This is a genomic window from Tenacibaculum sp. Bg11-29 (assembly GCF_002836595.1).
Lineage (GTDB): Bacteria > Bacteroidota > Bacteroidia > Flavobacteriales > Flavobacteriaceae > Polaribacter.
In genome coordinates, this window is the sequence record NZ_PJBB01000003.1 from 1,284,561 (window position 1) to 1,311,560 (window position 27,000).

At 31.5% G+C, this 27,000-nt stretch carries 22 protein-coding genes; 16 read left to right on the top strand and 6 right to left on the bottom strand.

Annotation, left to right across the window (positions count from 1 at the left end):
- Positions 1-117 precede the first annotated feature (117 nt).
- From CXF68_RS05805 to CXF68_RS05845, 9 genes are all read left to right on the top strand, one after another.
- A complete protein-coding gene (locus CXF68_RS05805; protein ID WP_101047366.1) occupies positions 118-1,470 on the top strand; it encodes a DEAD/DEAH box helicase in 1,353 nt (450 codons plus the stop codon).
- Positions 1,470-1,829, top strand: coding sequence for a Na(+)-translocating NADH-quinone reductase subunit F (locus CXF68_RS05810; RefSeq protein ID WP_101043395.1), 360 nt, complete (start codon positions 1,470-1,472; stop codon positions 1,827-1,829). Before CXF68_RS05805 ends, CXF68_RS05810 begins: the two co-directional genes overlap by 1 nt.
- Positions 1,830-2,147: 318 nt before the next feature.
- Entirely contained in the window at positions 2,148-2,714 is a 567-nt protein-coding gene (locus CXF68_RS05815) for a uracil-DNA glycosylase family protein (protein ID WP_101043396.1), read from the top strand.
- Between the two features lie 65 nt (positions 2,715-2,779).
- Positions 2,780-3,982, top strand: coding sequence for a GTPase HflX (gene hflX, locus CXF68_RS05820; RefSeq protein WP_101043397.1), 1,203 nt, complete (start codon positions 2,780-2,782; stop codon positions 3,980-3,982).
- Between the two features lie 325 nt (positions 3,983-4,307).
- On the top strand, positions 4,308-4,976 hold the full coding sequence (locus CXF68_RS05825; RefSeq protein WP_101043398.1) for an energy transducer TonB: 669 nt from the start codon (positions 4,308-4,310) through the stop codon (positions 4,974-4,976).
- Between the two features lie 191 nt (positions 4,977-5,167).
- On the top strand, positions 5,168-5,839 hold the full coding sequence (locus tag CXF68_RS05830) for an energy transducer TonB (protein WP_232771615.1): 672 nt from the start codon (positions 5,168-5,170) through the stop codon (positions 5,837-5,839).
- Positions 5,840-5,954: 115 nt separating this feature from the next.
- Positions 5,955-8,576, top strand: coding sequence for a TonB-dependent receptor domain-containing protein (locus CXF68_RS05835; protein ID WP_232771616.1), 2,622 nt, complete (start codon positions 5,955-5,957; stop codon positions 8,574-8,576).
- Positions 8,577-8,701: 125 nt separating this feature from the next.
- Positions 8,702-9,508 carry an energy transducer TonB gene (locus CXF68_RS05840; RefSeq protein WP_101043401.1) on the top strand — a complete coding sequence of 269 codons (807 nt, stop codon included), beginning with the start codon at positions 8,702-8,704 and terminating at the stop codon, positions 9,506-9,508.
- A 32-nt stretch (positions 9,509-9,540) separates the two neighbouring features.
- Positions 9,541-12,459 (top strand): TonB-dependent receptor plug domain-containing protein, encoded by a 2,919-nt coding sequence (locus tag CXF68_RS05845; protein WP_101043402.1) that lies wholly within the window; start codon positions 9,541-9,543, stop codon positions 12,457-12,459.
- 422 nt (positions 12,460-12,881) lie between these two features.
- On the opposite strand, the gene CXF68_RS05850 is transcribed toward CXF68_RS05845, so the two are convergent.
- The 5 genes from CXF68_RS05850 to CXF68_RS05870 form a co-directional block, all read right to left on the bottom strand.
- Positions 12,882-13,955, bottom strand: coding sequence for a CNNM domain-containing protein (locus tag CXF68_RS05850; protein ID WP_101043403.1), 1,074 nt, complete (start codon positions 13,953-13,955; stop codon positions 12,882-12,884).
- Between the two features lie 94 nt (positions 13,956-14,049).
- Positions 14,050-14,964, bottom strand: coding sequence for a DUF3078 domain-containing protein (locus CXF68_RS05855; protein WP_101043404.1), 915 nt, complete (start codon positions 14,962-14,964; stop codon positions 14,050-14,052).
- Positions 14,965-15,036: 72 nt separating this feature from the next.
- On the bottom strand, positions 15,037-15,552 hold the full coding sequence (locus tag CXF68_RS05860) for a DUF2480 family protein (RefSeq protein WP_101043405.1): 516 nt from the start codon (positions 15,550-15,552) through the stop codon (positions 15,037-15,039).
- 82 nt (positions 15,553-15,634) lie between these two features.
- The gene (locus CXF68_RS05865; protein WP_028887299.1) at positions 15,635-15,955 is read right to left on the bottom strand and encodes a DUF59 domain-containing protein; all 321 of its coding nucleotides are present in this window, start codon (positions 15,953-15,955) and stop codon (positions 15,635-15,637) included.
- 11 nt (positions 15,956-15,966) lie between these two features.
- Positions 15,967-16,392: a SufE family protein gene (locus CXF68_RS05870; RefSeq protein ID WP_101043406.1), complete on the bottom strand. Its 426-nt coding sequence runs from the start codon at positions 16,390-16,392 to the stop codon at positions 15,967-15,969.
- A gap of 73 nt (positions 16,393-16,465) precedes the next feature.
- On the opposite strand from CXF68_RS05870, the gene CXF68_RS05875 reads away from it, so the two are divergent.
- Positions 16,466-17,392 (top strand): PfkB family carbohydrate kinase, encoded by a 927-nt coding sequence (locus tag CXF68_RS05875; RefSeq protein ID WP_101043407.1) that lies wholly within the window; start codon positions 16,466-16,468, stop codon positions 17,390-17,392.
- Between the two features lie 76 nt (positions 17,393-17,468).
- Positions 17,469-19,367: a hypothetical protein gene (locus tag CXF68_RS05880; RefSeq protein WP_101043408.1), complete on the top strand. Its 1,899-nt coding sequence runs from the start codon at positions 17,469-17,471 to the stop codon at positions 19,365-19,367.
- A 79-nt stretch (positions 19,368-19,446) separates the two neighbouring features.
- Here CXF68_RS05880 and CXF68_RS05885 read toward each other — a convergent pair whose 3' ends face one another.
- A complete protein-coding gene (locus CXF68_RS05885; protein WP_101047368.1) occupies positions 19,447-19,809 on the bottom strand; it encodes an SPOR domain-containing protein in 363 nt (120 codons plus the stop codon).
- Between the two features lie 215 nt (positions 19,810-20,024).
- Between CXF68_RS05885 and CXF68_RS05890 the strand changes: the two genes are divergently transcribed.
- Genes CXF68_RS05890 through CXF68_RS05910 form a run of 5 tightly spaced genes read left to right on the top strand, consistent with a single transcriptional unit; the run spans position 20,025 to position 26,992 of the window.
- Positions 20,025-21,317 (top strand): c-type cytochrome, encoded by a 1,293-nt coding sequence (locus tag CXF68_RS05890; protein ID WP_101043409.1) that lies wholly within the window; start codon positions 20,025-20,027, stop codon positions 21,315-21,317.
- A 31-nt stretch (positions 21,318-21,348) separates the two neighbouring features.
- On the top strand, positions 21,349-24,489 hold the full coding sequence (locus CXF68_RS05895; RefSeq protein ID WP_101043410.1) for a TAT-variant-translocated molybdopterin oxidoreductase: 3,141 nt from the start codon (positions 21,349-21,351) through the stop codon (positions 24,487-24,489).
- Between the two features lie 27 nt (positions 24,490-24,516).
- Positions 24,517-25,917 carry an NrfD/PsrC family molybdoenzyme membrane anchor subunit gene (gene nrfD / locus CXF68_RS05900; protein ID WP_101043411.1) on the top strand — a complete coding sequence of 467 codons (1,401 nt, stop codon included), beginning with the start codon at positions 24,517-24,519 and terminating at the stop codon, positions 25,915-25,917.
- Positions 25,907-26,434, top strand: coding sequence for a DUF3341 domain-containing protein (locus CXF68_RS05905; RefSeq protein ID WP_101043412.1), 528 nt, complete (start codon positions 25,907-25,909; stop codon positions 26,432-26,434). The genes nrfD and CXF68_RS05905 overlap by 11 nt, the downstream gene beginning before the upstream one ends.
- Before the next feature lie 9 nt (positions 26,435-26,443).
- The gene (locus CXF68_RS05910; RefSeq protein ID WP_198553759.1) at positions 26,444-26,992 is read left to right on the top strand and encodes a cytochrome c; all 549 of its coding nucleotides are present in this window, start codon (positions 26,444-26,446) and stop codon (positions 26,990-26,992) included.
- The last annotated feature ends 8 nt before the right edge of the window (positions 26,993-27,000 follow it).

The following is a 27,000-nucleotide window of genomic DNA, read 5'->3' on the forward strand; positions in this document are numbered from 1 at the left end:
TTTTTTTATGTTTAAAAAAGATGAAAATAACGTTAAAAACTTTACTTTTCGTCAAAGAAATATACTTATGGTATTTGAGTATAGAAACCGTACCTTTGCGGCAAATTACTGTAAATGATTACTTTTCAAGATTTAGATTTATCAAATCCATTACGAAATTCAATTGAAGAATTAGGTTTTGTACAACCAACACCAATTCAAGAAGAAGCCTTTTCTATCATACGATCAGGTAAAGACGTTGTAGGTATCGCTCAAACTGGTACAGGTAAAACATTTGCTTATATGTTGCCTATACTTCGTGATTTGAAATTTTCTAATCAACAACACCCAAGAGTGCTTGTTGTAGTACCAACACGTGAATTAGTAGTTCAGGTTGTAAATGAAATTGAAAAACTTTCGAAATTCATGAACTTACGTACTGTTGGTGTATTTGGAGGAATTCCTTTAAATAGACATAAACAAGCTGTTGCGCAAGGTGCAGATGTTATTGTGGCTACTCCGGGGCGTTTGTATGACTTAGCAGTAAGTAAGGTTTTAAAATTGAAATCAATCCAGAAATTAGTGATTGATGAAGTAGATGTAATGCTTGATTTAGGCTTTAGATTTCAATTATTAAATATTTTCGACCTATTACCAGTACGTCGCCAAAACATTATGTTTTCGGCAACAATGACTGAAGATGTAGAGATATTGATTGATGATTTTTTTACTGCACCTAAAAAAATATTTATAGCAGTTAGTGGAACTCCATTAGATAATATTCAGCAAATTAGTTACGATGTTCCTAACTTTTATACAAAGGTTAATTTATTAAGTGAATTATTATCTAATAGACAAGAGTATAGTAAAGTCTTAGTTTTTGCTCCAAACAAAAGAAATGCAGATAGATTATTTGAATGTATAAAAGAAGAATTTCCATCACAATCGTGTGTAATACATTCTAATAAAACACAAAATTATCGTTTACGTTCTATTGAACAATTTAATAAAGGCGAAAAACGAATATTAATAGCAACTGATGTTATTGCTCGTGGATTAGATTTAGAGGAAGTTACACATGTAATAAACTTTAATACTCCGTATTTTCCAGAAAATTATATGCACAGAATTGGTCGTACAGGTCGTGCAGAACGTGAAGGTAAAACAATCCTTTTTTCAACAGTAAAAGAACAAGAGGCTAAACAGCGTATTGAGGAATTGATGAATTATGAAATTCCGAAAGTTGAAATTCCTGAACAGGTTGAAATTACTAAGCAATTAACAGAAGAAGAGCGACCTAAAGAAGAAGGTGAGCGTGATAAGAACAGAACTTCTCTAGAGTATGTTCCTGGTCCTGCTTTTCATGAAAAGAGTGAAAAGAATAGTAAAACGAATCAAGGGGGATCTTATCGTAGAGAGATTGCGAAAAAATATAAAAAACCAAAGACAAAAGGAGATAAAAACTTTAATTTACGACGCAAGAGAAAATAATGCAGATACTTAACAAGCAAGAACTTCATAACTTAGGGATGAATATTGTGGGTAAAAAATTGCAAGAACAAGGTTATGAATTTGTTGCAATTAATAGTCAGTTAAAAAAGCATCCGCAGTTTGTTCTATTTAAAAAAGGAGAACCTACCATTTTTGTTTTAGTAAAAACAACGAATAATATTCAGACACCAGAAGAATATGATGTTTTATGGATGGAAACATTTAAAGAACATGCAAAAAAACAAAATGCAAAAATATGGTTTGCAGGTGTGGGTATTGCAAATGCAGAGAGTGTAGAATTACCTGTTTTTAAGGACCAACCTTACTATGTCGCATTTAATGATTTCATAAAGATTTAATTTATTTGTAACTTATAAAACAGAAATCACCAGTTATACATAATTATATACCAAACACACAATAATTGTTATTTACTTAAAAGACAGTTAGTTAAATATCTGTATTTGTGGTGGGGAAATAATAATAATTATAATTATGAAAAAACAATTACTAAAGGGGATTCAAAACTTTTTCAAAAACATTTTAGAGCAATTAGCCGAGTTTGGTAAAGCAGCTGGTTATGCAATAAACCATTAAGTTATTATAAGGTTTTGAAAGAAAACACTCGTTTTAAGAAAAGCGAGTGTTTTTTTATGCTTTAATGTTAACTTTATAAGATGAAAAATTTATTATTAGAAATTCAACAATGTAAAATTTGTGAAAATTTTATAGAGCCTAGACCAGTTGTAATTGCTCAAAAAGTGTCAAAAATTATAATTATAGGTCAAGCACCAGGAGTTAAAGTTCATACTTCAGGTGTTCCTTGGGATGATGCGAGTGGAAAACAGTTAAGAAAATGGCTTGGAGTTACCGATAAACAATTTTATAACATGGAGAATTTTGGAATTATTCCTATGGGGTTTTGTTATCCAGGAAAAGGAAAATCTGGAGATTTACCACCTAGAAAAGAATGTGCACCTCAATGGCATCATTTATTATTAGAGAAAATGTTAAATGTAGAGCTGGTAATTTTAATAGGAATGTATGCTCAAAAATATTATTTGAAAAATACGGCAAAAAGAACTCTAACTGATACAGTGAGTTCTTTTGAAGAATATTTACCTAAATACATGGTTTTGCCTCATCCATCACCAAGAAATCGATTTTGGTTAACTAAAAACCCTTGGTTCTCACAAAGTGTATTACCGATACTTAAAAATAAAGTCGCTGATATAGTACAATAATCTACAATATAAAGAACAAATTAAAAGAGATAGGTTCAATTGATAAATTTGTACTTTTGCATACTATGACAGAAACACGTGAAGCAGTATCAGAAAAAGCGGTTTTAATTGGTATTATAACCCAGCATCAAAACGAAAAGCAATCTGAAGAATATTTAGATGAGTTAGAATTTTTAACTTTAACTGCTGGAGGTGTTGCTGTAAAGCGTTTTGTGCAAAAAATGGAGAAACCGAATCCTAAAACTTTTTTAGGAACAGGGAAGTTAGAGGAGGTTAGAATGTATATTGAATCACACAATATAGGTACAGCAATTTTCGATGATGAACTATCACCTGCGCAATTAAGAAATATTGAAAATATTTTAGATTGTAAGGTGTTAGATAGAACAAATTTAATTCTTGATATTTTTGCAAGTAGAGCTCAAACAAGTTCAGCTAAAGCACAAGTAGAGTTGGCTCAATGTCAATATTTATTACCTAGATTAACAAGATTATGGACTCACCTTGATAAGCAAAAAGGAGGTATAGGTATGCGTGGGCCTGGTGAAACAGAAATAGAAACTGACCGTCGTATTATTCGAGAAAAAATCACTTTGTTAAAGAAGAAACTTGCCACTATTGATAGGCAGATGGCAGTACAAAGAAAAAATAGAGGTAAAATGGTTCGTGTGGCATTAGTAGGGTATACTAATGTTGGTAAGTCAACTTTAATGAATGTAATAAGTAAAAGTGATGTGTTTGCAGAAAATAAGTTATTTGCAACGCTTGATACAACGGTAAGAAAGGTTGTTATAAAGAATCTCCCGTTTTTAATGACAGATACTGTTGGTTTTATTAGAAAGTTACCAACGCAATTGGTAGAATCATTTAAATCTACTTTAGATGAAGTTCGTGAAGCTGACTTATTATTGCATATCGTAGATATTTGTCACCCAAATTTTGAAGACCATATTGCATCTGTAAATAAAATTTTAGATGAAATTGGTAGCGCAAATAAACCAACCGTAATGGTATTTAATAAAATTGACGCGTATACATATGAAACAATTGATGAGGATGACTTAATTACAGAAAAAACAAAAGCTCATTATACTTTAGATGATTGGAAAAAAACATGGATGAATGATTTAGAAGAAGAAAGTCTATTTATTTCTGCACTTAATAAAGATAATTTAGAAAATTTTAAAGAAAAGGTGTATGAATTAGTTAAGAAAATACATATTCAGCGTTTTCCTTATAATAATTTTTTATACCAAGAATACGAGTAAATAAGTAGATAAGTGAATTTTTAAAAGTGAAAACATGTAAAAATATTTTTTACTTTTGCGTTTTTTTATTATATTTAGACTCATTTTACTAAAATAGTTAATAAGTTTATTTTAAATATATTAAGCCCCCCAAAACCCCCTAAAAATGAAAAACTACAATCCCCTCCGTTTGAAATTAGTAACAATTTTTGCTGATGAAATTTTGCAAAGAAAAAAAGTAACGACACATGCATCATTTTTATTAAATAACCTTATGTAAATAATATTTAATGGGCTTTAGCAATTCGTTAAAGCAGGTTATTTGTTTACTTAAAATTAAATAAAGATGAAAAATATAACTGTAATATTGTTGATGTGTTTTTCTGTATTTCAAATTTTTTCACAAAAGGTTTGTTTGTTGGAAGACAAGGCGCTAATTGATGTGAATACACTTAATAAATGTGCTGTAGAGAAAAAACAAAAAAAACAAAAGGTTGATGACGTAATTGTATCTAGTAAAAGATACTTTAAAAAGAGAGTTTATTTAGAAGAAGCTGCTGAATTAGCAAGTAGCCTAAAAGAAAAAACTATTTCTGATATTCAGGTTGTCAATGATTTTAAAATAGATTTGGTGTTAGAGGCACTAGAATCTAAAGAAAAGGAAGTTTCTTTCGATTCAGTAGAAGAAATACCTTTATTTACCTCTTGTTTAGATAGTACGGTAGACAAACTAGTGTGTTTTAATTCTGAAATTCAGAAGCATATAAATACTACGTTTCAATACCCTGATAAAGCAATCCAACAAGGAATTGAAGGAGACATAACTGTAAGTTTTATTATTGATAAAAAAGGTGAAATTAAAAATATAAAAGCGTCAGGAGATAAATATCAGGAGGTTTTAAATATTGAGGCAAAAAGAATAGTTTCCTTATTACCTGTTTTCAAAGCAGGGAAACAAGATGGTAAAGAGTTGAATGTTTTTTATAGTTTTTCGATGAGTTTTAGTTTAGATTAAAGCTAAGAGTGTATTATGTTAAGCTATAATAGTATTTATCTGTTTTTAGCTATATTAATGTTTTTTATGCATGTATTGATTTTACTATCTTTGCAGTATATATTAAATGTTTGATTTAAAAATATAATACCCTAAGTAGTATGAGAAAAAAGATAACATTAATGTTCGTTTTTTTTATTTCAGTTAACATTATGTCACAAGAGGTTTGTGAATCTCCAGAAGAAAACGAATTAGATTTAAATAGTATAACTAAATGTTCTATTAAAGAGTCTAAAAATAAGAGAGATAAAAAAACTAGGCAAATATCTGTTAAAGTATCTGCTAGTAGAAGATATCTTAAGAAAAGAGAAGCTTTGAAGAAGCAAAATGTGTCAGGAGCAACGGGTGTTGGTCTTGCTAGTGTAAAAAGTACTAATGAAAAGACAGAAATAACAAAAACATTGTCTTTAAAAAATAGTATTGAAAGTCTTAAGGAGAAATTATCTGCAGAAGAAGTTAAAAAAGCTTCACGATTTACTACAGTAGATAAATTACCAATGTTTAAGGGGTGTAAGAAAGTGAAAAAATCTGAAAGTATGGATTGTTTCAATGAAGGAATGATTAGCCATATATCTAAACACTTCAGGTACCCGAGTAAAGCAGTAAAAGAGTCAATTCAGGGAGATGTTTGGGTTCGTTTTATTATCGACAAAAACGGTGATATTCGAAATATAAAAACATTGGGACCTAAAAATGCTAGTATACTTAATAAAGAGGCTGTTAGGGTGGTCTTAAAATTACCAAAATTCATTCCGGCGAGAAAAAATGGAGGAAGGATTGCTGTGAAATATGGCTTTCCCATAGCCTTTGCTTTAGAAGAATAATTTACTATTAGAATCTTATTCAATTATTATTAATTAAATACTATTATATATGTTTAAAAAATTACTTACAGTTTTTTTTATTATATGCAGTGCGTCAATATCAGCGCAAGTGTCTATGGCTGGGAAAATTTATGATGAGTATCTAGAGCCTTTCCCAAGTGCTCTAATTACTTTTGGAAATCAAAGAATTAGTTCTGAATTTGATGGTAGTTTTACGTTAAAAGGAGTTGCTAAATTTCCTTTTAAAATTAAAGTTACGGCTTTAGGTTATCAATCAGAAGAGGTCGATGTTCTTAACGGAGATCAGGAGTTAAATATTATTCTTAAAGAGAATACGACCTTAGATGAAGTTGTAATATCAGCATCACGATCACCAGAGCGTATAATCGAATCGCCTGTAACGATTGAAAGAATAGGTGTTTCTGATATAAGAAAAAACACTTCTGTTTCTTTTTATGATGGATTAACGAATTTAAAAGGAATTGAATCTAGAGAGGCTAGCTATGGTTATAAATCGATAAATTCACGTGGTTTTTCTACTTTTGATAACACAAGGTTTGTTCAGTTAGTAGACGGAGTTGAAACCTCAATTCCAGCATTAAATTTTTCTGCAGGTAATCTTTTAGGATTGTCGGACTTAGATGTTAAAAATGTAGAGATATTACCTGGTGCTTCTTCAGCCTTGTATGGTGCAAATGCATTTAATGGTATTTTATTAATGACGAGTAAAAACCCCTTTGATTATGATGGAATCAGTGCTTATTTTAAGACAGGTATAACATCGCAAAAGGAAGCTGGAAATAATCAATTTTATGATGGTGGAATAAGAATGGCCTATAGGTTTAGTGATTATTTTGCAGGAAAAGTTAACATGGTTGCTTATAAAGCAGAGGAATGGCATGCTAATGATGATCGTAACACATCAGGCGTAGGTGGAGTTGTTAAAGAAGGAAATAGAAATGATACTTCTGATTATGATGGTGTTAATTTTTATGGTGATGAATTTGTTATAACGATACCTGGAATAGGTAGAGTTAGTAGAACTGGATATTCTGAAAAAGAATTATATGAGTATGATGGACATAGCGTAAAATTTGATGGTTCATTACATTATAGACCTATGGGGAATGATAAGCTAGAAATAGTTTTTAACTCTCGTTTTTCAACGGGTAACAACTTATACCAAGGTACTAATAGGTTTTCTCAAGAAGGTTATTATTTAGAGCAGCATAAATTAGAGATTTTAGGTGCGAATTTCTTTTTGAGAGGGTATTATACAGGTAACGAATCTGGCCGAGCACATGATTTGCGATTTGCTGGAGCTGCGTTAAATGAAACATATAACCCGTCTAGAGCATGGTTTACTGAGTATGCTACAGCGTATTCAGGATTTGTGCCTGGAGTTTTAGGAGGAAGTGATCTTCAAGCAAGAACTTTCGCAGATAGAAATAGGTTAAAGCCAGGTACATCTCAGTTTAAAGACGCTTTAGAAGGGATTAAAGATAGACCGATAAATCAAGGAGGTGCTGGCGTTGCTGATCAAACTGGTTATTATCATGTTGATGGTAATTATAATTTTAAAAATTTAATTAGTTGGGCTGAAATTCAAGTAGGGGGTTCTTATCGTGAATTTAACATTAATTCTCAAGGAACTTTGTTTACTGATAAAGACGGTCCTATTAAGTCAGACATGTTTGGTTTATATGCGCAAGTTCAAAAAGAACTATTAGACGAACGTTTAAAGTTTACAGGGTCATTACGTTATGATGAAGCTAAGAATTTTAAAGGGAATTATTCGCCAAGAATTGCTTTAACCTACGATGTAGGTGGAAGTAAAAATAAAATAATAAGAGTTTCATATCAAACTGGTTTTAGAAATCCGAGTACAACAGAACAGTATTTTGGATTACAATCAGGTCCTAATAGATTTATATTAGGAACATCTCTTGATAATTTAGACCGATTTTCTGGTATAGTTAATAATAATGATGGAAGTACAAATACATTAACAGGACAAGATGCTTTTAAAAAAGCATTTATTTTAGAAAATGGGAGTTTAGTTAAATCTAATATTGATCTAATAAAACCAGAAAGAGTAACTTCTTACGAATTAGGATATAGAAGTATTGTTAATGTTGGTGCTACTAGTATTATTGAATTAGATGTTAATGGTTATTATAATCAATATAAAGACTTTGTTGCATTTAAGAATGTTTTAGTACCTAACTATGATGGTTTAGCAGCTAATGGTAATAGTGCTTTTGATAATGAAGATTTAACACAGTTCACATTAAATACAAATACTAAGGCTAATGTTGACTCTTATGGTGTTGGTGTTGGAATAACAACAAAGGTGTTTAAAGATTTTAATTTTGGGGCTAACTATACTTTAAGTAAAATGATTTTTGATCAAGTCTCAGATCCAAACTTTCAGCCAGGTTATAATACTCCAGAACATCAAGTTAAATTTATGCTGGGTAATGCTAATTTGTTTAAGAATTTTGGGTTTAATGTTAATGTTAGATGGCAAAATGAGTTTTTATGGCAATCTAGCTTCTTAAATGGTGCTGTTGAAGATAGAATTATTTTAGATGCACAGCTTAATTACAGAATACCTTCAATGAAATCTAGATTTAAAATCGGAGGAACAAACTTATCAGGTAAAGAATATACCGTTGCGCCAGGTTCAGGTTTAATAGGGTCTTTATACTATATTTCTTGGGTGATAAATGATTAAAAATAAGATTTTTACAAAAAAAAGAGGAATGAATTTAATTCATTCCTCTTTTTTTTGTAAATTATATTTTTTGTAAGTACCTTTGCACCCCCCTAAGAAAGTATTTGTTAAATGAATTTATTTAAATGAAACCCTTAGTTATGAGAAGTTTATTGTTTTTTGTGTTTTTTGTTTTTAGTGTATGTATTGCTTCTTCGCAAGAAGTTTGTGAATCGCCTGATGAAAGTTCTGAAGTTGATTTAAACAGTATTACAAAATGTGCAATTACCCCATTAAAAAAATCGAAAGATAAAAGATCACGTCAAATTAGAGTTAAAGTATCAGCTAGAAGAAGAGTATTGAAAAGAAAAGCAACAGCTTCAGCTAATAGTTTAAGCGCTTCTAGTGTAGATGCATCATCTATTAAAAATGCGACAGCTCCAGTTAGTGGTTTAACTACTTCAGGAGTAAGTTCATTGCCCGTAAAAGAACAAACAGCTAATTTAAAATCTGTAAGTGCTTTAAAGGAAACGAAAGCAAAAAGTAATATTGAAAGGTTAAAAGATAAGCTTTCGAAAGAAGAAGTTAGTAAAGCATTAAGATTTACATATGCAGATAGAATACCAACTTTTAAAGGGTGCGAAAAAGCAAAGAAAGGTGAAAGGTCAGACTGTTTTAATAACGAAATGGTAAGCCATATATCTAAACACTTTAATTACCCAGCAGAGGCTGTAAGATCTCATTTAGAAGGTGAGGTTTGGGTGCGATTTATTATCGATAAGGATGGCTATGTTAAAAATATTAAAACGTTAGGTCCAGATAATGGTGAAATACTAAATGATGAAGCTATTCGTGTAGTTTCAAAGTTACCTAGATTTAAACCTGCTAAAAAAGAGGGAAAACGTATATCTACAAAATATGGTTTTCCAATTAATTTCTCTTTAGAAGAATAATTTCATAATTATATAATAGTAAATTTTTTAAAATGTTCAAAAAACAATTATTAATAGTTGTCTTTACAATGTGTGCGTTAATGTCTTACGCACAAGTAGAGCTAAAGGGTTTAGTATATGATGAGTATCTAGAGCCTTTTTATAATGCTAAGGTTACTTTAGGAGGTAAAAGTACTGTGTCAAATCAGGAAGGAGAATTCACGTTGAGTCTTAGCCAAAAGTTACCTGTAACTTTAAGGGTTTCTGCTTTCGGTTATCAAGATGAAGAAATACTTATTACAAGTATAGAGAAATCAATTAGGGTTATTTTAAAAGAAAGCTTTTTGTTAGATCAAATAGTAATATCTGCTTCTAGAGTACCTGAGAGAATCATAGAGTCTCCAGTTACTATAGAAAGACTTGGTTTAAACGATATTAAAACTACATCTTCAAGTTCTTTTTATGATGGTTTAGCAAACCTAAAAGGTGTACAATCTAGGGAAGGGAGTTACGGATTTAAATCAATAAATACACGAGGTTTCTCGGATTTTAGTAATTCTAGATTCGTTCAAATGGTAGATGGTATGGATACAACTGCACCAGCTTTAAATTTTAGTCCAGGTAATCTTACAGGTGTGTCAGATTTAGATATTCATAGTGTAGAGGTTTTACCAGGAGCATCTTCTGCATTATATGGAGCAAATGCCTATAATGGAATGATGTTAATGAATACTAAAAGTCCTTTTGATTTTACAGGGATTAGTTTTTTACTGAAAAGTGGTTACACTTACCAAAAACTAGCAGGAAACAATAATATTTATGATGCTTCTATACGTATGGCTTATAAATTTAGTGAGTCTTTTGCTGCAAAAGTGAATTTTTCGTATTTTGAAGCTGAAGAATGGCATACAAACGATACAAGAAATAAACAAATAGACTCTAATGAAATTATTGAAGGTGAGGTAGATAGTCCTCTTAATTACGACGGAGTAAACGTATACGGTGATGAATTTAATAACAGTATAGGTATTGTAGATATCGGACAAAGATTTTTCAACGTAAATTTACCTCAAGATGCACGAGTTAGTAGAACTGGTTATTCAGAAATAGAGTTGTTAGATGACTATAAATCTAAAAATTTAAAGTTTGATGCATCTTTTCATTATAGACCTTTTAAAGATGAATCATTAGAATTAATATTAAGTTCAAGATTAGCTCGAGGAGACAATATATTTCAAGCTTCATCAAGGTATGCGCAAAGAGATTACTACATAAATCAATCTAAGTTTGAAATAAAAGGAGATAATTTCTATGTAAGATCTTATTACACTGTTAATGATGCAGGTAATTCATTTGATTTAAATCGAACAGGTACGGTACTTACTGCTTCATCTAGTGTAAATAATACACTTGGGTCTTGGGGGGCAGATTATTTAATAGGTTTAAATGATAATGGTGTAGATTTTAATGATATAACTGCCGATTCTGATATTTTAAGAAAAGCAAGAGAATATGCTGACTCATTTGGTTTACAACCAGGCACACCAGAATTTAATTCTGAATTGAATAGGATTAGACAAACTTTAATTACTGAAGGAGGGAGTAAAATTTATGATAAAAGTTCTTATAAACATTTTGAAGGAAATTATAATTTTACTAGTTTATTAAATGATTGGGGAGATGTACAAATAGGTGGGTCTTTTAGACAATATAACCCAGATTCTAAGGGTACAATTTTTAATGATGGAGAAAAAGAAATAGAAGTAGAAGAATTTGGTTTTTATACTCAAATTCAAAAGAAATTTTTAGAAGATAGATTAAAATTAACAGGTTCTGTTCGTTATGATAAATCTCAAAATTTTGAAGGTAATTATTCTCCTCGTTTTGCTGTAAATTATGCATTAGGTGATGAGAAAAATCATTTTTTAAGAGCTTCTTATCAAACAGGTTTTAGAAATCCAACGATACAAGAACAATATGTATATAATCAACCAGGTAGGAAAATTAATTTAGGTACATCTAAAGATAACTTAGATAGAGTTTCTATAGAAGGGAGTGTAATTCACTTTGATACTTTTACAGGATTATCTACAACTTACCCAGGTACAATTACGGGTGATGACATTATAAATAACTCCTTATTAACACAAACGACATTTAACGATACAGGTAACCCTGTTACACGTGTAAAATCTATATATAAAGAAGTTACACCAGAACAAGTTCAAACATTTGAATTAGGTTATAGAAGTATGTTTGGTATAACTCAAACCAATAATATTAATATAGATATTAATGGTTTTTATAGTTTACACAAAGACTTTTTATTTACGCAGGATGTTGTGACTCCAGGAGTAGGTCTTGTATACCCTTTTGGAAATAGAAAATTAACAACGGCTGAACTAGCAGATCCTATTATTCAACAAGGAACGATTACTGATGATGTTTTAGTTTTGGATTACTTAGCGACACAATCAATTTATGGTAATACAAATAACCCGAGTAATTTTAGTAGAGAGTCTTTCATTACAACAAACAGTAAATCAGAAGTTAATTCTTATGGTTTTGGTATTGCTTTAAACACAAAATTGCTAAAGTCTTTTGATTTTGGAATAAATTATAATTTTATTGATTTTGAAGTTATAGATAAAGATTTAGGTTTTTTTGAACCTAATTTTAATACACCAAAGCATACAGTAAAAGTTCAATTAGGAAACAATAGTTTATTTAAGAATTTTGGTTTTAATGTTAATGCTAGGTGGCAAGATAAATATAGATGGGTATCGCAATTCGTAAAAGGAAATGTTGGTTCAAGAACTGTACTTGATGCTCAGATAAGTTACAGTATACCTGTAATGAAATCTAAATTTAAAATTGGAGGAACAAATTTATTCGGTAAAGAATACGTTGTTGCACCAGGATCTGGTCAAATAGGACAATTATATTATATCTCTTGGGTTATTAATAACTAAGTATATATCGTAAATACCACTTAAAAAGAAAAGTTCGAGCATTGCTCGAACTTTTCTTTTTATATTGTTATAATGGAATTAAGCTTAATGCTATAAAAACGAACTGTCGTGTCTAATAATCCAAACCTGCAGTTTAAATGTATAGACAAAACTTGTTAAGGAAGATTTATGTGGTTGCTTTCAACACACTATTTAATTAAAAAAAGATGGTGTTGAAAATTAGTTAAGAATAGTGTGATTTTATTTGCAGTTACAAAGACTAGTATAACCTATTCTATAGATAGAATAGTAAGTTAAAATAGTTGAAGAACAAAATCGTATAAAAAGACAAAAGGCAGTAATATTATATTACTGCCTTTTGTCTTTTTATACGATTTAAAACTGCTTTAGAGCGAGGTATAATGTTTAAGTAACTACTACTACTACTTACCAGATTTATCAATAATATCTATATTTTTAGATTTTTTCTCCCAATTTTTCTTGGCTAAGTTCTGTAAATCAGCAACGCTATCACTTTCATCCATAATTTCAAAACCGAGTAAAGTTTCAATAACATCTTCTTGTGTTACTAATCCACTTACCGATCCATATTCATCAACAACTAAGGCTAGGTGTTCACGTTTTTTAACTAGCTTATTAAATAAATCAGGAATAGATAAATCTCTATTAGCAATAATTATATCTCTTTTAATAGATTTTAAAGGCTCATTACCCCTTTTATCTATTAAAGCTAATAGCATTTGATCTTTTAAGATGTATCCTGTTATATTATCAGGTTTATCAGTAAAAACAGGTATCCTTGAAAAATGTAATTCTTTGTTGTTCTCAAAAAATGATTGCACCGTTATATTTTCATCAGCAGTTGTGATAACTGTACGAGGCGTCATAATGTCTTTTGCTTGAATATCTTTAAAGTTTAGCATGTTTCTAATTACATTACTTTCATTCTCCTGAAAGACACCTTCTTGTTCTGCAATATCTGTCATAACAGAAAAATCTTCTCTACTTAAAACGCTTTCACCATGACCTCCTTTTCCGCCAATAAGTTTAGTTGTTAACTGTAGTACCCATAAGATTCCTGTCCATTTTAAAGGAAAAATCATTACTTTTAAAGCCTTAGTAGTAAAGTTAGCTAATTGCTTCCAATAGGTAGCTCCAATTGTCTTAGGGATGATTTCTGAGGCTACTAAGATTAAAATAGTCATTAATGCAGATACGATAAAAACACCATATCCATCATCGTTAAATATCTTCTTAGCCTCTGTACCAACTAAAATTGCACCAACAGTGTGTGCTAGTGTATTTAAGGTAAGTATAGCAATCAATGGTTTGTCTACATCTTTTTTTAAAGTTTCTAATTGTGTTGCAAAAAGTTTTCCTTCTTTCTTCTTAACATTAACAAATGTAGGGGTTACGCTTAGTAATACAGCTTCTAATATTGAACATATGAAAGAGAAAAATATAGATACTGTTGCATAAATTATTAATAGAGTCATTATTTTTAAATTTTATTAAGCTAAAGTAAACAAAAAAGAAAACCTCAAGGATATGATTCCTTGAGGTTTTGTAAAATATTTTAATATTTTTTTATTAGAAACCGAAGCTTAAACCAGCTAACCAGTATGACTGAACTTTACCTGGAGTTGCATTTAATGAAGGAAAATTAGTTAAATCAGAGTTAAACGTTTCTTGTTTATTAGCTCTTAAACCAGACTCAATTCCTATTCCAATACCTTTCCATATATTAAATCCTATAGAATTTATCCAAGTTGCATTTGATAAATCAGAAGATTTATAGCTTTGGAAGGTAGATAAATTAGATCTAAATTTAAAGTTACCAATTTTCTTGTTATATTCTGCAACAATTTTAGTACCTAAAGAAGATGTATATTCAGATCCTGATTTACTAAAAACATAATTGTAGTTTAAAGGATGCACAACAACAACTAATTCAGGTATTGGTATCCAAGTAGCACCAACTCCAAAATCTAAATAACCTGGGTCATTAAAGTTCTTAATAAAAGAAGTTCTGTATTCTGCTAATGTAGAAACAGCTAAAGTTTTAGTTAATTTATAACCAAATAAAGATGTTATTGTAAAAACATCAGTAGTTCCTTTAAATTCAGTGTCATCATTAGCGTTGTTTTTATCATCTAATTTAACCCAACCTAAGTTTACGTTAGCAGAGTTTCTCCAAAAATATTTCTCTCTATCTAAATTAGCAAAACCATTAACGGTAATGCCTATATTACCTGCCGAAGAGTTAGGTACAGCATTAGAGTACCAGTTGTTAAAACCTGAAAGATTTGCGCCAATAGTACCAAAAGCACCAAATTTCCATCCAGGAAAAGCATCAATCTTAGATTGTAAAGCATTAGCCTCACCTTGTAATTTACCTATTTCGGCATTTTTAGTTGCAAGATCTTTTTTTAGTTCTTCTGCTGTTTGTGCTTTTAAAGAAGCAATAGAGCATACAAATGCTAATGTTAAAATTATTTTTTTCATTATATTATTTTTAAATTTTTTAAGAGCGCGAATCTACGCCTTTTATTAGACAACTCTATTTTATAAAAGTCACTAATTTTTCGCATTTTTTTTGAATAAAGGAACGGTAGAACAAGCTTCTCCAAACATAATAGTCTTTGCTAAAGGTTGAATTTTGCTAATTAATAAAGTATAAGCAGAGGGAGGGATAGGTTTGTTAGTACATCCTTTAATAATCACAGGAACATTTTGATATTTAGAAAGGTCTAAATCAGTAATTATTTCTTGGTAAAGAACAGTTTCTAACATTTCTAAACCACCTACTATTATTTTTTTACTAAAACTAGATAAATGAGCCGTTAATAATAAATAGGCCCAAGAAGGAATAATCGCATCAGAAGAACAAGTTAAAGCAATGTAATTATCTTTGTATTGAGACCAATCATGGTTCTTTACCTGCTCTCTAAAATCTTTTTCACGAAGAATTAACTCTTCATAAAGCCAATTTTTAATATCAAAAACAACACGTTTTCCTTGAGGGTAGTAATCTTCAAGATCTATAGTTATTAATTTACTACTTGCTACTCTATTTATAATTTCTTTTGCCATTTGTATGAAACGTCATTACGATAAAAGTGAAGTAATCTCATATAACAGCTTACTTCGTTTTTTTTCGAAAAGACAAATTTATTTAAAGCATTCCTAATTCTAACTTCGCTTCTTCGCTCATCATATCTTGTGTCCATGTAGGATCAAAAGTGATTTCTACTTCACAAGCATTAATCTCTTCTAATGACTTCACCTTTTCTTCAATATCTACAGGTAAGCTTTCGGCTACAGGGCAATTTGGTGAGGTTAAAGTCATTAATATTTTAGCATCGTTTTCTTCAGAAACAAATACGTCATAAATTAATCCCAATTCATAAATATCTACAGGAATCTCAGGATCGTAAATTGTTTTTAAAACACGTACTATTTTATCTCCTAAATCGTCTAATTCTTTATCTGTCATTTTCTGCTTCTTTAATTCGTTAATTTTGATTGTTGTGCAATGGCATACATTTTTATTTGTTTAACCATCGATACTAATCCGTTTGCACGTGTTGGACTTAAATGTTCTTTCAATCCAATTTCATCTATAAAGCTGGTTTCAGCTTTTATAATGTTTTGTGGAGTTTGGTTTGAAAAGACTCTTAATAATAAAGCTACAATACCTTTTGTTAAAATAGCGTCACTATCTGCTGTGAACTCGATAGTATCGTTTTTTAACTCAGAATATAGCCATACTTTAGATTGACACCCTTTAATTAAATTTTCATCTAATTTATACGTATCATTTATTATAGGTAACGATTTTCCTAAGTCTATAATATACTCATAACGCTCCATCCAGTCATCAAACATAGAAAACTCGTCAATAATTTCTTCTTGTATTTCTTTGATAGTCATTTTTTAAAACTATTTTTGCGCTGTCTAAAGACACGTTATTTAAAAGTGCAAAATTACAGTAAAAAAATAAGAAATGAGTAAATTATTAGCAGTTGGTACAGTTGCATTTGATGCTATTGAAACACCTTTTGGGAAAACAGATAAAATATTAGGAGGTTCAGGAACTTTTGTTGGTTTGGCAGCTTCTCAGTTTGGAGTTAAAACAGGTGTGGTTTCTGTAGTTGGAGGCGATTTTCCTCAGTCATATTTAGATATGATGAATAATAAAGGAATTAATACTGATGGTATTGAAGTTGTTAAAGAAGGAAAAACTTTCTTTTGGAGCGGTAAATATCACAACGATATGAATTCTCGCGATACTTTAGTTACTGAGTTAAATGTATTAGAGCATTTTCAACCAGTAGTACCAGAAGAATTTAAAGATGCAGGTATTGTAATGTTAGGTAATTTACACCCATTAACACAAGCATCAGTTTTAGATCAAATGATAGAGAGACCAAAATTGGTAGTATTGGATACTATGAATTTTTGGATGGATATTGCTTTAGCAGATTTACATACGGTTTTAAAACGTGTAGATGTTATTACAATTAATGATGAAGAGGCACGACAATTAAGTGGAGAATATTCGTTGGTGAATGCAGCTAAGAAGATTCATGAAATGGGGCCAAAATATGTGGTGATTAAAAAAGGAGAACACGGAGCTTTGTTATTTAATGAAGGAAAAATGTTCTTTGCACCAGCATTGCCATTAGCAGAGGTGTTTGATCCAACCGGAGCAGGAGATACATTTGCAGGAGGTTTTTGTGGGTATTTAGCAAAAACAGAAGATGTTTCGTTTGAAAATATGAAAAATGGAATTATCTATGGTTCTAATTTAGCTTCTTTCTGTGTTGAAAAATTTGGAACACAGCGAATGGAAGAGCTAACAAAAGATGAAGTCCTTACGCGCTTGCAGTCTTTTAAAGAACTAACACAATTTGATATAGAATTATCATAAATGAAAATCCGCGCTTTTTGCTGCGGATTTTTTATAAAATAAAACAACAACAACACGCAATTAAATATTTTATCAAATGAGTGACGCTATTAAACATGAATGTGGTATTGCAATGGTTCGTTTATTAAAACCATTACAATATTATAAAGATAAATATGGAACCGCATTTTATGGTGTGAATAAAATGTATTTGTTAATGGAAAAACAGCACAATCGTGGTCAAGACGGTGCAGGTTTAGCAAGTATTAAATTTAATGTAGAGCCAGGTACAAGATATATTAGTAGAATTCGATCTAATCAGCCACAACCGATTAAAGATATTTTTGGGAAAATTAATGAAAGAATTAATGGTGTTTTAGAAGAGAACGCTGATAAAGTAAATGATACTAAATGGCAAGAAGAGAATGTGCCATACTTAGGAAACTTATTTTTAGGACATGTTCGTTATGGTACTTTTGGAGGAAATTCTATAGAAAATGTACATCCTTTTCTGCGTCAAAGTAATTGGAAACATCAAAGTTTAATGGTTGCGGGTAACTTTAATATGACCAACTCTAGGCAGTTAATGGAAGATTTAGTTGATCTAGGTCAGCATCCTAAAGAGTTTACTGATACTGTTACTGTAATGGAAAAAATAGGCCATTTTTTGGAAGATGAAGTTTCAGAACTTTATTTAAAAGCAAAAGAAGCGGGTTTTAGTAAAAGAAATGCGTCACCATTTATAGAAGAACATTTAAATATTCAACGAATCTTACAACGTTCAGCTAAAAATTGGGATGGTGGTTATGCAATGGCTGGATTGCTAGGTCATGGAGATGCTTTTGTATTAAGAGATCCGTCTGCTATTCGCCCAGCTTTTTATTATCAAGATGATGAAGTAGTTGTTGTTGCTTCAGAGCGTCCTGCAATTCAAACAGTATTTAATGTAGATATTGATAAAATTAAAGAAATTGATAGAGGACATGCGTTAATTATTAAAAAGAGTGGAGAAACATCAATGGCTCCTGTTTTAGAACAACGCGTTAAAAAAGCATGTTCATTTGAGCGTATTTACTTTTCGAGAGGTAGTGATGCTTCAATTTATGAAGAACGTAAAAATCTAGGAAAATATGTGTTTCCAGAAGTTTTAAAATCGATAGATAACGATATAGAAAATGCTGTTTTTTCTTACATTCCTAATACGGCAGAAACGTCATTTTTTGGAATGATGGAAGCTGCTGAAGATGTGTTAAATCAGCAAAAAACTGCAGCTATTTTAGCAGGAGGTGGTAAGTTATCAAAAGAAAGAGTAGTTGACATACTTTCTAAAAGGCCACGTTTTGAAAAAATAGCAATTAAAGATGCTAAACTTAGAACCTTTATTACTGATGATAGTAGTAGAGATGATTTAGTTGCTCACGTATACGATGTTACTTATGGTGTTGTAAAACCAACTGATAATTTAGTAATTATTGATGATAGTATTGTTCGTGGTACAACTTTAAAGAAGAGTATCATAAAGATATTAGATAGGTTAAACCCGAAGAAAATAGTAGTTGTTTCTTCTGCTCCTCAAATTCGTTATCCAGATTGTTACGGTATAGATATGGCGAAGATTAATGATTTTATTGCTTTTAAAGCTGCTTTAGAATTGCTGAAAGAGACAAATCAATATCATATTATTGATGAAGTATACAAAAAATGTAAAGAGCAAGAAGTTAGTGAAGATCGAGATGTTATTAATTATGTAAAGGAGGTTTATGCTCCTTTCACAGACGAAGAAATTTCTGCTAAAATAGCTCAAATGTTAAAAACACCAGATATTACATCTGAGGTAGAGGTAATCTTTCAAGGTGTAAGTAATTTACATAAAGCATGTCCTGATAACCTAGGAGATTGGTATTTTACAGGAGATTACCCCACAGATGGAGGTAATCGAGTGGTAAATCAGGCATTTATTAATTTCTATGAAGGAAGTGATAAAAGAGCATATTAAATATAGTTATTAAGCTAATTCCAAAGTGTATAAAAAAAGCGAAATCAATTGATTTCGCTTTTTTTATATGAAAGTTTATTTATATTGGAATAACAATAGCTCCATTAAATTTCTCTCTGATTATATTTAAAGCCTTGTCGGCTTGTAACCTTGTTTTGTAATTTCCTACCTGAGCTTTCCAGTCTGGTTGGTCATACTTAAGCTTTGTGTAAACACCTGGGTATTCAACTTGAAATCTATAACGGAGGCTCTTAGCTCTCTTTTCTAGCCCGTTATATAGTTGAATTCTGTAGCCGCTTCCATTATTTTTATTATATGCTCTCTTTTTTGCTATTAAAGAGATAATGTCTTTATTATCAGTCTGATTATCTTGAGCTTTGATGTTAAAAACACCAATTATAAGAATTAGAAAAAGGGTAATTATAATATTTCTTTTTTTCATTTTATTAAAACTTTTTACAAAAATAACAACTTGCAATTTAATAGATTGTCTGCGTCACTTATTTAGAACAAATATAAATTATAAATTAGCAATCTCTTAACTTTTCACAATTTAGAGATAAGTAGTACTTTTGTCCAACTTTCTAAGTGCTGTTTTCATAATGGTGTTATAGAAAAAATTGTACCAAAATAGATACAAAACTTATATTTAATAGTATGAAAAGTGTGAAACATCACAGCAGATTAACCCAGACACTCGTAAAGAGTCTAGCTTTCTTTTTAGTCTTATTCGTAAGCTTTTCGGCATTTTCACAAGAAATTGATGAAATCCGTCAAAAGGAAGGTAAAAAATTATTTAAGTCTTTATGTGCTTCATGTCACAAGTTAGATAAGAAACTTGTAGGGCCTAAGTTGGCAGGCATAGAAGAAAGAAGAGAAAACGATTGGTTGAAGTCTTGGATTAAAGACAACGCCGCGTTAAGAGCTTCTGGAGATAAAGATGCAAACGAAATTTTTGAAGAGTATAAGCAATCTAACATGACAGCTTTTCCTCAGTTAACTGATAAAAATATCGACGATATTCTTTATTATACAACTGTAGGCGAAGTCAAGAAAGCAGGTGAACCAGCAGTAGCAGTTGTTGGAGGTGCTGAAAAAGGTGATGCCCCTAAGTGGTTGTTGTATGTTTTAGCTGCGGCAATTATTGTAGCATTTTTAATTATTGCTAGTTTATTAAAAACAATTAGCGAGTTAAAAGGAGCTCCTAAAACACCTGGTATGTTAGGGCAAACAGCAGAGTTGTGGGAAGGTATTAAAAAGAATACTTTTTTACATGTGTTAGCTGTTATATTCGGAGCGTTAATAGGAATTTATGTTTTGTTTGGAACTTTGTTTAAGGTTGGGGTTGATGAAGGATATCAGCCAATTCAGCCAATAGCTTTTTCACATAAAATACACGCTGGTGATAATAAGATAGATTGTCAATATTGTCACTCTTCAGCAAAACATAGTAAAACATCAGGTATTCCTTCAGTAAGTGTTTGTATGAATTGTCATAAAAACATTTCAGAAGTTGCTGATGATACTAAAGTTGTTATGGATGACCATACGTTAGTTAAAACAGATTTAGATAAAGAAATCGCTAAGATTTATGAAGCTGCCGGATGGGATGCTGAAAACTTAGAGTATACTGGTGTTACAAAACCTGTAAAATGGGTTAGAGTTCATAATTTGCCAGATTTTGCATATTTTAATCACTCACAACACGTTACTGTTGGTGGTGTTAAATGTCAAAAATGTCACGGACCGGTTGAAGAAATGGAAGAAGTATATCAATACTCTCCATTAACAATGGGTTGGTGTATAGACTGTCATAAGGCAACAAAGGTTGACTTAAAAGGTAACGAGTACTATGCTAAAATTCATAAAGAATTAGCAGCAAAGTATAATGTTGACCAAGTGACAATAGCACAATTAGGTGGAAAAGAGTGTGGTAAGTGCCACTATTAATCAATTAGAAAGTAGAAAAACACATATATAAATGGCTTCAAACAAAAAATACTGGCAAAGTGTTGAAGAACTAAAAGGTAGTTCTGTTGTTGAAACGCTGCGTAACAATGAGTTTGTACAAGATATTCCTACAGATGAGTTTTTAGGTGATAAAGAAACATTAGAAACTTCATCAACATCACGTAGAGATTTCTTGAAATATGTTGGGTTTACAACTGCTGCGGCATCTTTAGCAGCTTGTGAAGGTCCAGTTAGAAAATCAATCCCATATGTAGTACAACCAAATGATATTGTTGTTGGTGTTGCTGATTGGTACGCAACTACAATTGCTGATGGTTTTGATTTTGCAAACGTATTAGTAAAAACACGTGAAGGTCGTCCGATTCTTGTAATGCCTAATAAGCAAGCAGGAGGAGAAACAAATGCACGTACTCAAGCATCTGTATTGTCATTATATGATGATGAGTTGCGTTTAAAAGAACCTCAGAATAGAGAATCTTTTTTAACTTGGGATGATGCTGATGCTCAAATTATAGCAAAATTAAACGAATTAAAATTAGCTAGTGAACCAGTAGTGTTATTAACAGGTACTTTAGCGAGTCCTTCTACTGAAAAAGTAATTGCTGATTTTACTACTGCTTATCCAAATGTAAAACACGTTGTTTACGATGCGATTTCAGAAAGTGCAACAGCTGACGCTTTTGAAGCAATGTATGGTAAGCGTGCTTTACCAAACTATGATTTTAGTAAGGCAGAAATGATTGTTTCTGTAGGTGCTGATTTTATTGGTGACTGGCAAGGTGGTTATGAGAAGTCATATGCTGAAGGACGTAGAGCTGAATCTGGTAAAATGTCTTATCATGTTCAAATAGAAAGCAACATGTCTTTAGCTGGTGCAAATGCTGATAAAAGAATGGTTGTAAAGCCTTCTGAACAAGTATATGCTTTAGTTAATTTATATAATGCTGTAGCAGGGGAATCACTTCCTTCTAAAGCAACTAAATTTGACGCTGAAATTAAAAAGCTTGCTAGCGATTTAAAGAAAGCTGGTTCAAAAGGTGTTGTAATTACAGGTTTAAATGATAAAAATGCTCAGTTAATTGCTTTTGCAATTAATGAGAAGTTAAATAGTGAGATATTCGATACTGAAGCGGTTAATTTAACGCGTCAAGGTAACGATACTCAAGTAGCTCAATTAGTAGCAGACATTAAAGAAGGTAAAGTAAAAGGTTTGGTTACTTATAACACAAACCCTTTATACACTTTAGCAAATGCAGCTGAATTAGCCGAAGGAATTAAAAAATTAAAATTATCTGTTGCAATATCTACTCAAAAGGATGCAACAGCTATTGCAACGCAATATTCATTACCTGCACCTCATAACTTAGAAAGTTGGGGAGATGTAATGTCAACAAAAGGTACTTATAGTTTAATGCAGCCAACTATTTCTCCATTATTTAATACACGTCAATTACAAGATGTGTTGTTAAAATGGTCTGGTAGTTCTGTTAACTATTATGATACTTTAAAAGAATTTTGGAGTACTACTGTTTTAAATGGAGCATCTTGGAATCAAGCATTACATGATGGTTACTTTAAATCAGATTTTAACTCTGAAGAAGAAGCTTTTGAATCAACTGTAGTAATAAACGTTGTAGCAACTCAATTAGTGAATAGTGCAAATAGCGCATCTGGTTTCGAATTAAACTTGTTCTCATCAACTGCATTAGGTGATGGTAAACAAGCAAATAATCCTTGGTTACAAGAATTACCTGATCCTATTACTCGTGCAGCTTGGGATAATTACTTAACTGTTTCTATGGCTGATGCTAGAGAATTAGGTTTCGAAAATCCGGTAAAAGATAATGGTGCTATTAATGGTAACTACGCTACTGTAACAGTAAACGGAGTAAGCATTGAAAAGGTTCCAGTAATGATTCAACCAGGTCAAGCAAAAGGATCTATTGGTTTAGCATTAGGATACGGTAGAACTGAAGGATTAAAAAAAGAGATGCAAGTTGGTTTAAACGCGTATCCTTTATATAAAGACGGAAGTAATATTCAATATAATGTTTCTATAGAGAAAACTTCAGGATGGCATAAGTTTGCTTGTACTCAGGTACAAAGTACACTTGCCGGTCGTCATGATATTTTAAAAGAAGCTACATTAAAACAAGTAACGGATAAACATTTAGATCCAAAACATACTTGGAACAAACCAGCAATGGTTTCTTATGATCACCAAGAAACAGAGGCTAGTAAAATAGATTTATGGGATGATCATCCACGTGAAGTAGGTCACCACTTTAACTTATCTATCGATTTAACATCTTGTACAGGATGTGGGGCATGTGTAGTAGCATGTCATGCAGAAAATAATGTGCCAGTTGTAGGTAAAGATGAAGTACGTGTAGGTAGAGATATGCACTGGTTGCGTATTGACCGTTATTATTCTTCTACAGTAGTAGATAAGCAGCATGAAGCTTCAATGACTATTGAAGAGTTCAAGACTCAGAATCCTAACTTAGCAAATAAAGACGTTGAAAGAAAGTATACAGAAAAAGTTTTAGAATTAAGTAAAGGAGATTTATTTGATGCTTTAGAAAACTCTGCTGAAAACCCAGAGGTTGCTTTCCAACCAATGATGTGTCAGCACTGTAATCATGCACCATGTGAAACAGTTTGTCCAGTAGCAGCAACATCACACGGTCGTCAAGGTCAAAATCAAATGGCTTATAACAGATGTGTAGGTACAAGATATTGTGCAAACAACTGTCCATATAGAGTTCGTCGTTTCAACTGGTTTAACTATTCTGAAAATAACGAATTTGACTTTAACATGAATAACGAATACGGTAAGATGGTATTAAATCCAGATGTAGTAGTTCGTTCTCGTGGAGTTATGGAAAAATGTTCTATGTGTATTCAAATGACACAAGCAACAATTTTAAAAGCTAAAAAGGAAGGTAGAGCAGTAAATAAAGATGAGTTTGAAACAGCTTGTTCATCAGCATGTTCTACAGGAGCAATGGTGTTTGGAGATATAAATAACTCTGAAGATAAAGTAGCTACTTTAAAAGAAGATACTAGAGCATTTCACGTATTAGACTATATTGGTACAAAACCAAACGTAGTTTACCAAGTGAAAGTTAGAAATACAAACGAAGCTTAATAATAAAACTAATAAGTATATAGATTTATGTCGTCTCATTACGAATCATCTTATAGAGAACCTTTAGTGTTGGGTAACAAAAGTTACCACGATATCACTGAAGACGTTGCAAAACCTATTGAAGGTAAAGCAAATCAAAATTGGTATATCGCATTTTATATTTCTTTAGCAGCAATGTTATGGGGATTTGGATGTATTTTCTATACGGTCGGTACAGGTATCGGAGTATGGGGATTAAACAAAAACATAGGTTGGGCATGGGATATTACCAACTTCGTATGGTGGGTAGGTATAGGTCACGCAGGAACATTAATTTCGGCAGTACTATTATTATTCCGTCAGAAATGGAGAATGGCAATTAACCGTTCTGCTGAAGCGATGACTATTTTTGCGGTATTCCAAGCAGGGTTATTTCCAATTATTCACATGGGTCGTCCATGGAACGGATATTGGGTATTACCAATGCCAAACCAGTTTGGTTCGTTATGGGTAAACTTTAACTCACCATTATTATGGGATGTATTTGCCATTTCAACGTATCTATCTGTATCACTTGTTTTCTGGTGGACAGGTTTATTACCAGATTTTGCAATGATTCGTGATAGAGCAGTAAAACCTTTTCAAAAGAAAATTTACGCATTATTATCTTTCGGATGGTCAGGTAGAGCAAAAGATTGGCAACGTTTTGAAGAAGTATCTTTAGTGTTAGCAGGTTTAGCTACTCCATTAGTACTTTCAGTACATACAATTGTATCTATGGATTTTGCTACTTCTATTAACCCAGGATGGCACTCAACAATATTCCCACCTTATTTCGTAGCAGGAGCAATCTTTTCAGGATTCGCAATGGTACAAACCTTATTAGGTATTATGCGTAAGGTTACAAATTTAGAATCATATATTACTCGTTTACACGTAGAGTATATGAACATCGTAATCCTTTTAACAGGTGGTATTGTAGCTGTAGCTTATGCAACAGAATTCTTTATTGCATGGTATACAGGATCACCTTATGAAAACTATACATACTTATCATTTGGAGCAGAAGCAGGAGCATATGGATGGGCATTTTGGGCATTGTTAATATGTAATATTATATTACCTCAATTATTATGGATTAAGAGACTAAGAAGAAGTTTTATATTTTCTTTCATTATGTCAATCATAATTAATATTGGTATGTGGTTCGAACGTTTCGATATTATTGCAATTGTATTAAGTAAAGGACATTTACCGTCAACATGGTGGCGTTTTGAACCAACATTTGTGGATGTAGGTATTTTTGTTGGAACTATTGGTTTCTTCTTTGTATTATTCTTATTATATGCAAGAACGTTCCCAGTAATAGCACAAGCAGAAGTTAAGACAATCTTGAAATCTTCAGGAGAGAATTTTAAAAAATTAAGAGAGAAGAACAATGAGCACTAGTAAAGTAATTCACGCATTTTATAATGATGATGATATCTTAATGGATGCCGTTAAGAAAATAAAAGGAGAACATCATCACATTGAAGAAGTATTTTGTCCATTTCCAGTTCACGGATTAGACAAAGCATTAGGATTAGCACCTACACGTTTAGCTATTACTGCATTCTTTTACGGAATTACAGGTTTATGCTTTGCAATTTGGATGACTAACTATATGATGATTCAAGATTGGCCACAAGATATTGGAGGTAAACCAAACTTTAGTTGGTTTGCAAACATGCCAGCATTTGTGCCAATTATGTTTGAATTAACAGTGTTTTTTGCAGCTCACTTAATGGTAATTACTTTTTATATGAGAAGTAGAATATGGCCATTTAAAGAAGCTGAAAATCCAGATCCAAGAACTACAGATGATCATTTTTTAATGGAGATTCCAGTAAATGGTAATGAAGAAGAGTTAAAAGCTTTGTTAGAAACAACAGGAGCTGTAGAAATTAACATAGTAGATAAGCACTAATACAGAGATATGAAAAGTTTTGTAAAAATAATTGTCGCTTTAGTTATAATGTCAAGTATTGTTTCTTGTGGAGACAAACGTACACCGCAAGTGCAATATATGCCAGATATGTATGTCGCTATTCCTTATGAACCAAACGGTGAAAATGGATTAAATGGACAAATGGTTGATAGATTACCAGTTGCTGGTACAGTTAGTAGAAAAGGTATTGTAGCTTATGATATTCCTGATACTTTTGCTGGTTATGAAAAAGCAAAAGTAGAATTGAAGAACCCATTACCTACAACTGAAAAAAGTTTAGCAAAAGGGAAAGAGTTATACGGAATATATTGTGCAACTTGCCATGGAACGAAAGGAGATGGTAATGGGGTTTTATCTCAGAGAGATAAATTTAATGGTATTCCAAATTATAAAGACAGAGAATTAACACCAGGAAATATTTATCATGTTATTATGTATGGTAAAAACTTAATGGGGTCTCATGCAGGACAATTACAGTACAAAGAGCGTTGGCAAGTTGTGCAGTATGTAGAAAAGTTAAGAAGCGAATTAAAATAATTCTATAA